We start from the raw sequence: 9,798 nt of genomic DNA, 5'->3' as shown, positions 1-9,798 counted from the left end.
AAAGTATTCATACTATATGTTTTTTTCGTTTTCTCATCCTCTGAGCTATTTGCTAACTCTGATTTTTCGCAGAAACAGAATAGTATATCAGTCCCATCTTCTGTAGAGTTAAGTGGTATAAAGACATTTAGAATTCACAAAAGTAAGGTATATTATTATGATCAAAATAATAATAAGTGGAGAAAAACTAAAAATTCAAATGGAACGACACAGATATTTCGTTTTTCAAACTATTTGATGTCTATAAACAATAAGTATGGTCTTCGACTTTATACTGAAGAAAATAATTCTTGGTATCAATTCGAGAGCTACATTAGTAGCTATCTAATTGATACGGAAAATAGAAGATTGCTTACAAGTGATTCCTATGGAAATCTTTTTGAATTACCTTTTCCACAGAATGATATACTCACTTTTAGAAAGATTTTTACAAGAAAAGCTCATATAATTGATCTTTTCATTATGAACTACGGCATTAAGGAAATGGTTCTTGTTCCATATAATAAGAATGGAGAAAAACTTGAATTTAAATCAGTTGAAATTGATTTATTCAGCATTCGTTATCTGATAAAACTACGTAAATGTGAAAAAGTTTTGGTTCGTAGAAAAGTGGCGGGCGCAGAGGGACTCGAACCCCCAACCTACTGATTTGGAATCAGCCGCTCTACCATTGGAGCCATACGCCCTAGTTCTAAGACGCTTAAGTTATACTTGATTCAGTGAGAAGTCAATTTGATTAAAAAATTAGCATATACCTATCGAGGTCAATAGAAATGCCTGCAAAGAATTTTGTATTTGTTGTGGCCGTTGAAACTCCAATTCCTCGTCCCATCATAGCTTCTGCCTTAATGGCCAGAGACTTTTTAAAATTATAAATGATACCAGCTTGTATTCCTAATTCAATCAACACATCACTCTTTCTGGCCGTTTCAGAAACATAAATTAAGTAGCCTAGGTTAAGTTGGCCGCCAATATAGTATCGAATATCTGGAGTTAATGAAAGTTTTACATTTGGATCAATAACTTTGCTTCTACCTGAAACGGAAGAAATAAAATAATTATAGCCAGCACCAACTGTAAAAAGTCCTGAACCATCATTTGTAACAACGGGAACGGTAGCTTGTGAAAAAACTGATCCATTAAGATTAAGTGGAATGTTATAATTAACATTCAAAGCAATATTGCTATTATTACCTTGTGCTGCGGTTGTTGTTGTCGCATCTTCATTTGTGAGTGTTGACTGATTTTCAGCAAAACTAATATTTACCAAACCCAAGGATGAAGAAAATTGATCTAAAAAATTCTTCTTAACTAATGTGTTTGCATGGGCCGCAAAAGATATAAATAAAATGAGGACATAGAACCACATATAGGTATGTTATTTCAGAATGAAACTAAAAAAAAGGGGTAGCTTTTGCTACCCCAAATATTTTAATGTCTAGAAAAAACAATAAATTAGTCAAGAATATCAGATACTGTTCCAGCACCGATTGTTCTACCACCTTCACGGATAGCGAAACGAAGACCTTTTTCCATTGCTATCTTAGTGATAAGCTTCACTTTGAAGCTTGTGTTATCACCTGGCATAATCATCTCTGTTCCATCTGGGAGAGTTACTTCACCAGTAACATCTGTTGTTCTGAAATAGAATTGTGGCTTATATCCTTTGAAGATTGGAGTATGACGTCCACCTTCATCTTTTGTAAGAATATAAACTTCACAAGAAAATTCAGCGTGAGGAGTTACAGTACCTGGTTTAATAAGACACTGACCTCTTTCAACATCTTCTCTCTTAAGACCTCTAAGAAGAAGACCAACGTTATCTCCGGCCTCACCTTGATCAAGAAGTTTTCTGAACATTTCAACACCTGTAACAGTTGTCTTTTGAAGATCTCTGATACCGATAATTTCAACTTCTTCACCAACTTTAACAATCCCTCTTTCAATTCTTCCTGTTACAACTGTACCACGTCCAGAAATTGAAAATACATCTTCAACTGGCATAAGGAAGTCTTTTTCAACATCTCTTTTTGGAGTTGGAATGTATTCATCAACTGCGGCCATAAGTTCAAGAACTTTGTTTTTACCAATCTCATCATCTCTTCCTTCTAGTGCTGCTAGAGCTGAACCTGCAACGATAGGAATATCATCCCCTGGGAAATCATAAGAAGAAAGAAGTTCTCTAATTTCCATTTCAACAAGTTCTAGTAGTTCTTCATCATCTACTTGGTCAACTTTATTTAGAAAGACAACGATAGCTGGAACACCAACTTGTCTTGCAAGAAGAATGTGCTCTCTTGTTTGAGGCATTGGGCCGTCAGCAGCAGAACAAACTAAAATAGCGCCATCCATTTGAGCAGCACCAGTAATCATATTTTTTACATAGTCAGCGTGACCTGGACAATCTACGTGAGCATAATGTCTATTTGCTGTTTCATACTCGATATGAGAAGTATTAATCGTAATACCTCTAGCTTTTTCTTCAGGAGCAGAGTCAATTTCATCAAATCTTTTAGCTACCTTACCTGAGGCCTCTGCAAGTGTTTTTGATATTGCTGCAGTTAAAGTTGTTTTACCATGGTCAACGTGACCAATTGTACCGATGTTTACGTGTGGTTTACTACGATCAAATTTTTCTTTTGACATCTCTCTGTCTCCTTCAATGAACGGCTAACTATATGAGTCCATATAAAATGTTATTTAAAAAGCGTCAACAGTATCTTAGATAAAAAGTTTGCTGACAAGAGAAAAAGGTAAAAAATTGAGCAAAATAGCACATCGCTCCACCTGAAACAGCGCATCATCCTCTCCTATTTTCATTTAAAGAAAATACCTTTTATAAAAATTTATAACTCAATATGGCCACTTTTGAACAATATTTAACTCGAATGAAAATATTTGTCTTTTCAATCACATACCATTATTAATAAAACTTAACTTTATGCTCACGTGGCTCAGGGGTAGAGCACTTCCTTGGTAAGGAAGAGGTCACGGGTTCAAATCCCGTCGTGAGCTCCATTCTCATCAGGTAAATATGGAAATTATCCCTGTTTCAGTTTTAATCATTGCTCAAAACGAGGCCCATAGAATTAAAAGGTGTTTGAATTCTTTAAAACGCTTTGAAGAAATTATTATCGTTGATGGTGGTTCAACCGATAATTCTAAAGAAATTTGTGAAAACTACCAAAATGTTAAATTTATCACAAATCCATGGCCAGGATTTACTGAACAGAGAAATGTATCCATTAAGCATGCTTCAAAAGAGTGGTGTTTCATGATTGATGCTGATGAATGTTGTACGCCAGAACTCGCCCAAGAAATATTTACTGCTGTTAAGAAAAATGATCCCAACATTATTATGTATCGATGTGTACGTTCAGAATTTTTTGAAGGCATTGAAATAACTTCTGGCCATGGAAGATCAAATTATCAAGAAAGACTCTTTCGAAGGGACATGATCACTTATACAGGAGGAGCTCATCATAGACATATTGTGGATGGTAAAATTCTTGAAGAAGGTGATCCTCATATGACCGATTTTCCTTTTTCACTTAGAATTCTTCATGATCAAGAATATGGAATGGATGAATGGCTACAAAAATTACCAAGATTTACAATTTTCGTAGCACAGGAAAAACTTAAAAGGAACAAACAATCAAATGCAGCACTTGTGCTCATTAACTTTGTAGGTACTTTTTTTCAAATGTGGTTCAAATCGTGGAGAATGGGAAAAATGGGAATCAATATGGCACTAATGTCGGCCTTTTCACGATCACTTGTTAAATTATACCTTTTCAACCAAGAACATTTTAAACAAGGTTCTACAAATAAATTTGAACAAAAATACTTAGGTTAATCATTTTCAAAAATAATCCCTACCCACTTTTTATAAACTATAGACTGATCAAAATTTTGCAATACATATTGTCTTGCATTTTTTACAATTTGATCTCTGAGAAACTTATCATTAATCATTTGCTGTAGACGATGTGCATATTCAATTTGATCAAAAGCTTTCACGAGTAGTCCGGTCTTGTTTGATTCAATCATTTCGGACATTGAAGATGTATTAAAAGCTACTACTGGCACATTACATGCCATTGCTTCCAAAATTGTACGAGCTGCTCCCTCGTATCTTGAGCTAAAGGCCAAAAGATCAATACTTCTCATAAAGCTTGGTATATCCTCTATAAAGCCTAAAAAAGAAACTTGTTCAGTAAGGCCTAAATCATTTGATAATTGCTTAAGATCTTTTTCTAACTCTCCTGTTCCCGCTATTTTGGCCTTAAATTTTATTCCTTTATCTTTTAAAATCTTCAATGATTTTAAAAGCAAATCTAGGCCCTTTTGATCTGTTAATCTCACAGCGTTTCCAATCGTAAATATTTCATTGTGATTTTCAATTGGTGAAAACTTATTTAAATCTATTGCATTATAAATGATTTTGTCAGAAGGAATTTCTTTAATCAGTTGGGGAGCATTTTTTTGAAATTCCTCCCGGATGGCGTAGGTAATGGGGACAAGTCTTGTGAGTCCTTTTTTGAATGCTAGTTTATAGGCCCAGTTTTGTTTGGGAGCAATCGGCATTCCACATCTTAAGATTACATTTTTTACACAGGCCAATTTACTTACAAAAGCTGCAACTCTCACATCTAAAAAAGAGTTAAAAACAATCGAATTCAAATTGAGTTTTTTGATTTGCATATATAGTTTAAAAAGAAAGAAAATATTTAAATATGTAAGTTTTGCTATGTTAACATCAATAACTGTAAGTCCTTTTTGTGATGATCTTTTGCCCAATTCACCAGTAATTGGAGTGAATATAAATACTTGATGTCCTTTATTTTTCAAATACAATGCCATTTCAAAATGCCACTTCTCACCACCTCCCCATAAGGAATATTGGTTAAAGAAGGCCACATTTTTTTTGGTCATTTTATCAACCTATAATTTTTAAATTCTCCAAATCTGTAACCAGTTAAGTTTTCGAAAAGATCTGAAAAAAAGAGATTAATGTGTTTTAATTTAAAATCAGATTGCAATGTATCTAAATTCAACTCGTTCCGATGATCTTCAATCCAATTAGACATTATTAGAGGATGTGTTTCACAAAACTTTTTAAGTCCAAATACTTTTTTATATTCGAAGGTACTTTTTTGTTCGAAATTCTCGCCATGATATAGTTTATCCATTTTTTCAATTTTTTTTGCCATGACACTTTCTTTTCTGGCCCAGCCATAATGAAAAATTCGGGCATCAATTAGTTTGGCCAATGGCTTTGTTTCATCTTCAAAACGAAAGCCTTGGGCATCGAGAAAGCTCTTTAGACCGATTCCATTTTTGATCGTTCTAACTTCTCGTCTATAGATTGAACGAGTATATTTATAGATATCAACATTTCCGAAAAAGTGAAGGTAATTAAAAACGAGTGCTTGTAATTCTTTTCTATCAAAAAGATCCCTTATACCATTTTCAATTTTTGGAAGATCTTCTTCATGTATAACTTCATCACCCTGGATATATTGACAGACTTCTCCACTACACTTTTCAAGAGCAATATTTGTTTGTTCTGATAAAATTAAACCTCTGGAACTTTTAGAAGGGTCCCACCATGACTTTAAGAATTTATATTTTTCACCTTTAAGGTTATCTTTCAGATACTCTTGTGTTCCATCATCCTTACATAAGTCGGGATCATCAAAGCCAATATTGATAATAATTTCATCACATAAGGGGGTAATACTTTGAATGCTCTCAAGTATTGGGTATCCAAGAGATAGACCATTTTTTATAAAAGTAAAACCTGACACTTTTTTCAACTTTATATCCTTAGAAAACACACCAAGAGGGATTTTACGACAAAGAGTATAGATTGAAAAACAGGTTCTTAGGGAAGTTGAATGAATAAAAAAAATGGAGCGGGCGACGCGGTTCGAACGCGCGACATCCAGCTTGGAAGGCTGGCACTCTACCAACTGAGTTACACCCGCAAAAGTCTTGAATGGTGGCGAGAGATGGATTCGAACCATCGAAGGTATACACCGACAGATTTACAGTCTGTTGCCTTTGGCCGCTCGGCAATCTCGCCATCTTCTCATCACTTTCGTAACGATTACATCATCAGAAACTGGAGCTGGCTATAGGATTCGAACCTACGACCGTCGGTTTACAAAACCGATGCTCTACCAACTGAGCTAAGCCAGCATTGTTCTAACGTGTTGGATACTCTTTATAAGGATTTCAACAAAGACTGGCAAGTCTTTTTTGTGGAGAAAATTAAGAAGTAAATATTCTATCCATGGCCACTGCGGAAGCAACTGAAACATTGAGAGATTTTATTTTGCCGCATGGCTTAAGTGACATCCAATGAGGAATAATTCTCTTCACAGCATGTGAAATTCCTACATCTTCTGCTCCAAGAACAAGACATACACTCTCATCTTTGGGAGCATTTAATTGGGCATCTGCATGCTCTGAAAGTCCAACACAATAGACTCCAAGACTTGAAACTTTTTGAACAAACTTAGTTAAAGAGGAACAACGAACTAATTGAATATGCTCCATTGCTCCAGAAGAAATGCGATTCAAAGTAGGACCTTGTCCAAAGTTTCCTTTTTGAGCAAAGACAATATAATTTACACCGTAGAAAGCAGCACTTCTAATGATGGCCGCTGCATTGTGTGCATCTGTCACTTGATCAAGACAAATGATTTTAATCGTCTTTTTTTCTTCAATGGCCTTGAATATTTTTTCTGGCCCAGAAATTTCAAGAAGCGATGTTTTTAGAAACATATTCCCTGGGGCCCTTTGGTATTTAAAATTTAATTCCTTACAGATTTTTTCTGCCATTTCTTGAACTTTAGCACTGTCTCGAATAATGACTTGTGCTTCATCTAAAAAATTTTTTTTAAGATTTTTTTTAATTTCTTCTAAAGACTCTTTTGTAACGTAAAGAACATGGCCCTCTCGATTTTTATTCTGTAAGGCCTCAACAATTGAATGCAAACCATATACAATGTCAGAGCTCAAATTTTTTCCTTTCTTCCATAATCATTTTTTCCAATTTTGAGAAAATTTCGTTTTTACTTACTTTGATAGAGTCCCCTGTTTTTCTTGTTCTGATTTCTAAAACTCCACTTTCTTTAAAATCTCTCTCTCCAAAAACTAGAATAAAAGGACAACCAATAAGTTCGGCATCCTTAAATTTAAAACCTGCGCCAGCATTTCTATCATCGTATAATACTTCAAAACCTTTTTCTCTCAGCTCTACAAATATTTCATTAGATAAATCTACATATTCTTCAGATTTACATATGGAAGCAAAATAGATTTCATATGGAGCTATGCTTATTGGCCAAATTATTCCCTTGTCATCGTGATGCTGTTCAATCGCAGCTGCGGCCATTCTTGAAACTCCGATTCCATAACACCCCATGATTGGATTCACGGCCTTACCATTTTGGTCTAATACAGTCACGTTCATAGACTTCGTATATTTATCTCCAAGCTGAAAAATATGACCAACTTCTATTCCTCTAATTTCCTTGATACTTTTACTTTTTTTACAAACTAAGCAATCATCACCTTCTTTTGACTCCCGAAGATCATTGTGAGTAAACTCTAATTTGCAATCTCTGGAAAAAATAAAATTTTTGAAATGTTTATCTTTTTGATTAGCTCCAACAACATAATCAAGACTTAAATCTACAGATGAATCTACAATCACTTTTAGATTTTTGTCTAAAGAACCAACCGGGCCAATAAACCCTTTTAATAGTCCTAATTTTAAAAGTTCATTATCTGTTGCAGGAGTTACAATTTCGTGACCAGATATATTTTTAAACTTAACCTCATTCATAGAATCATTGCCTAAAAGAAGACAAAGATAGAAGTCCTCTGTTTCACCTGAAATACCTTTATAAATAAGAGACTTAAGAGAACCTTCCTCTTGAATTTTTAGAAATTCACAAACTTCAGATATTGTTTGCTTCTCAGGTGTATCAACAATAATTAATTCATTTTTGGTTACAGTTCTCTTTGTTAATGACGCTGTTGTTTTTGCTCTTTCCACATTGGCCGAGTAAGTGCAGTTATTGCATTTAATGACTTTATCTTCTCCAGAATTGGCCAGCACTTGAAATTCGTGAGTTTTGGCCTCCCCTTGGGCCATTGCACCTGCATCAGCTTCAACAGCTATGAATTCTAGTCCCATTCGTCTACAAATATTCTCATATATTGAGTACATTTTATCATACTCTGTATCTAAGCATTTCTTATCTATGTGAAAAGAGTAGGCATCCTTCATCGTAAATTCACGACCTCTCATGACACCAAAACGTGGACGAATTTCATCACGAAACTTGGTATTTATTTGATATAAATTCAGTGGGAGTTGTTTGTATGATTTGATGTTTTTTCTAAAAACATCAACCACTGACTCTTCATTAGTAGGAGAAAGGCAAAGGTCTCTTTCGGCCCTATCTTTTGCTTTTAAAATCTGAGGACCAAAGGATTCCCAACGACCGGATTCTTTCCATAATTCAGCAGGAGTTACAACACTCATTGTAATTTCAAAACAATTATTTTTATCATGCTCATTTCGAATTATATTTTCAATTTTTCTTAAAATCCTTACCATCATAGGCAGATAGGTATAAATACCGGCAGCAGTTTTATGTAATAGTCCGGCCCTCATCATCAATTTGTGAGATACTATTTCAGCGTCAGCTGGAGATTCCTTATAAGTTTGCCAAAAACCAGTCGATAATTTCATAATCACACCTTAAATAGAAAGACCTTCAGTTGCTACATCAACTTGTACAATATGACTAGCATATTAGAAACTTGCGCAATGCGCCATGTTTAATTTGAAAAGCTTGGAGCAAGCTCTGATGGAAGAACAAATGCACTAACAGCTTCTTCTCTCATTTCTAGATCGGAGGCCGAGACAATTTTATAAGCAGTTGGAGTATCAAGTAATTTTCTACACAATAGATTATGGATATTATGTCCTGATTTATAGGTCGTAATTTTACCAGCAATCTCATGGCCTAAAAGGCTGAAATCTCCTATTAGATCTAGAATTTTGTGTCGAATAAATTCATCCACAAATCTAAGTCCTTCAGGATTCAAAACTTTGTAATCGTCTAAGACTATAGCATTATCCAATGATCCGCCTTTAATGAGTCCCTTTCGCTTCAACATATCAACATCTTTAAGCATTCCAAAAGTTCTAGCTCTGCTAACTTCATCGATAAAGCTTTCGCAAGAAAATTTGAAAGTTCTTTGTTGCTTTTTTATCATGGAGTGAGGAAATATAATGGTTGAATCAACTACAAGAGAACTGGCCGGTGAAATTTTTGCCCATTTTCCATCTTTGTGAACTTCAACTTCTTCAGTAACGACTAAAAAAGTTTTAACTTTATTAAGTGGCTCAACTCCAACTTCTTTAAGTAGAAAAACAAACGATGCTCCAGAACCATCCATTATTGGGATTTCTGGCCCGTCAACTTCACAAAGTATATTATCTATTCCAAGTCCATAGAGAACCGATAATAAATGTTCTACAGTGTGTATCGCACCTACACCCTCTCCAAGAGTAGTATTATTCTCTGTGGCCCCTACAGACCTAGCATCGGCCTTTAGAATAGGTGAATTTTTAATATCTGATCTCCTAAAGCATACTCCAGAATCAGTTCCCATTGGAGAGAGCTTGAGGGTTATCTTTCTGCCTGTGTGAAGTCCAAGTCCAGTTACCTGAACTTGCTTAGTAATAGTTCTTTGAAGCAACATGCCATA

The 9,798-nt window shown here is 34.9% G+C and carries 8 protein-coding genes and 5 tRNA genes; 2 read left to right on the top strand and 11 right to left on the bottom strand.

Going from position 1 to position 9,798, the window contains the following annotated elements; translation table 11 throughout:
- Positions 1–610 precede the first annotated feature (610 nt).
- The 3 genes from H6622_04050 to tuf form a co-directional block, all read right to left on the bottom strand.
- Positions 611–686 (bottom strand) — tRNA-Trp (locus H6622_04050).
- A 50-nt stretch (positions 687–736) separates the two neighbouring features.
- Positions 737–1,369: a hypothetical protein gene (locus H6622_04045; GenBank protein ID MCB9060673.1), complete on the bottom strand. Its 633-nt coding sequence runs from the start codon at positions 1,367–1,369 to the stop codon at positions 737–739.
- An 86-nt stretch (positions 1,370–1,455) separates the two neighbouring features.
- Positions 1,456–2,646 (bottom strand): elongation factor Tu, encoded by a 1,191-nt coding sequence (tuf, locus tag H6622_04040; protein MCB9060672.1) that lies wholly within the window; start codon positions 2,644–2,646, stop codon positions 1,456–1,458.
- A gap of 297 nt (positions 2,647–2,943) precedes the next feature.
- On the opposite strand from tuf, the gene H6622_04035 reads away from it, so the two are divergent.
- Both H6622_04035 and H6622_04030 read left to right on the top strand, forming a co-directional pair.
- Positions 2,944–3,018, top strand: a tRNA-Thr gene (locus tag H6622_04035).
- A 16-nt stretch (positions 3,019–3,034) separates the two neighbouring features.
- A complete protein-coding gene (locus H6622_04030; GenBank protein ID MCB9060671.1) occupies positions 3,035–3,856 on the top strand; it encodes a glycosyltransferase family 2 protein in 822 nt (273 codons plus the stop codon).
- Here the strand turns inward: H6622_04030 and H6622_04025 are convergent.
- The 8 genes from H6622_04025 to H6622_03990 all read right to left on the bottom strand — a co-directional run bounded on the left by H6622_04025 (position 3,853) and on the right by H6622_03990 (position 9,792).
- Positions 3,853–4,935: a glycosyltransferase gene (locus H6622_04025; protein MCB9060670.1), complete on the bottom strand. Its 1,083-nt coding sequence runs from the start codon at positions 4,933–4,935 to the stop codon at positions 3,853–3,855. The two genes, H6622_04030 and H6622_04025, sit on opposite strands and share 4 nt — an antisense overlap.
- Positions 4,932–5,819 carry a hypothetical protein gene (locus H6622_04020; GenBank protein MCB9060669.1) on the bottom strand — a complete coding sequence of 296 codons (888 nt, stop codon included), beginning with the start codon at positions 5,817–5,819 and terminating at the stop codon, positions 4,932–4,934. The genes H6622_04025 and H6622_04020 overlap by 4 nt, the downstream gene beginning before the upstream one ends.
- 95 nt (positions 5,820–5,914) lie before the next feature.
- Positions 5,915–5,990, bottom strand: a tRNA-Gly gene (locus H6622_04015).
- Between the two features lie 12 nt (positions 5,991–6,002).
- Positions 6,003–6,088 (bottom strand) — tRNA-Tyr (locus tag H6622_04010).
- A gap of 40 nt (positions 6,089–6,128) precedes the next feature.
- Positions 6,129–6,204, bottom strand: a tRNA-Thr gene (locus tag H6622_04005).
- 72 nt (positions 6,205–6,276) lie between these two features.
- Entirely contained in the window at positions 6,277–7,029 is a 753-nt protein-coding gene (locus tag H6622_04000) for an RNA methyltransferase (GenBank protein ID MCB9060668.1), read from the bottom strand.
- A complete protein-coding gene (locus H6622_03995; GenBank protein ID MCB9060667.1) occupies positions 7,019–8,773 on the bottom strand; it encodes a proline--tRNA ligase in 1,755 nt (584 codons plus the stop codon). The genes H6622_04000 and H6622_03995 overlap by 11 nt, the downstream gene beginning before the upstream one ends.
- A gap of 89 nt (positions 8,774–8,862) precedes the next feature.
- The gene (locus H6622_03990) at positions 8,863–9,792 is read right to left on the bottom strand and encodes a UDP-3-O-acyl-N-acetylglucosamine deacetylase (protein ID MCB9060666.1); all 930 of its coding nucleotides are present in this window, start codon (positions 9,790–9,792) and stop codon (positions 8,863–8,865) included.
- Positions 9,793–9,798 lie beyond the last annotated feature (6 nt).

The sequence above is a fragment of the Halobacteriovoraceae bacterium genome (assembly GCA_020635115.1).
Classification (GTDB): domain Bacteria; phylum Bdellovibrionota; class Bacteriovoracia; order Bacteriovoracales; family Bacteriovoracaceae; genus JACKAK01.
Note: the sequence above shows the minus strand (reverse complement) of the source record. Positions and strands in the feature narration are given on the sequence as shown.

What these genes read in the sequence shown, in the direction of transcription:
- H6622_03990 (MCB9060666.1), bottom strand. Translation starts at nt 9,792, where the DNA reads ATGTTGCTTCAAAGAACTATTACTAAGCAAGTTCAGGTAACTGGACTT.
- H6622_04025 (MCB9060670.1), bottom strand. Translation starts at nt 4,935, where the DNA reads ATGACCAAAAAAAATGTGGCCTTCTTTAACCAATATTCCTTATGGGGA.
- tuf (MCB9060672.1), bottom strand. Translation starts at nt 2,646, where the DNA reads ATGTCAAAAGAAAAATTTGATCGTAGTAAACCACACGTAAACATCGGT.
- H6622_04045 (MCB9060673.1), bottom strand. Translation starts at nt 1,369, where the DNA reads ATGTGGTTCTATGTCCTCATTTTATTTATATCTTTTGCGGCCCATGCA.
- H6622_04030 (MCB9060671.1), top strand. Translation starts at nt 3,035, where the DNA reads ATGGAAATTATCCCTGTTTCAGTTTTAATCATTGCTCAAAACGAGGCC.
- H6622_03995 (MCB9060667.1), bottom strand. Translation starts at nt 8,773, where the DNA reads ATGAAATTATCGACTGGTTTTTGGCAAACTTATAAGGAATCTCCAGCT.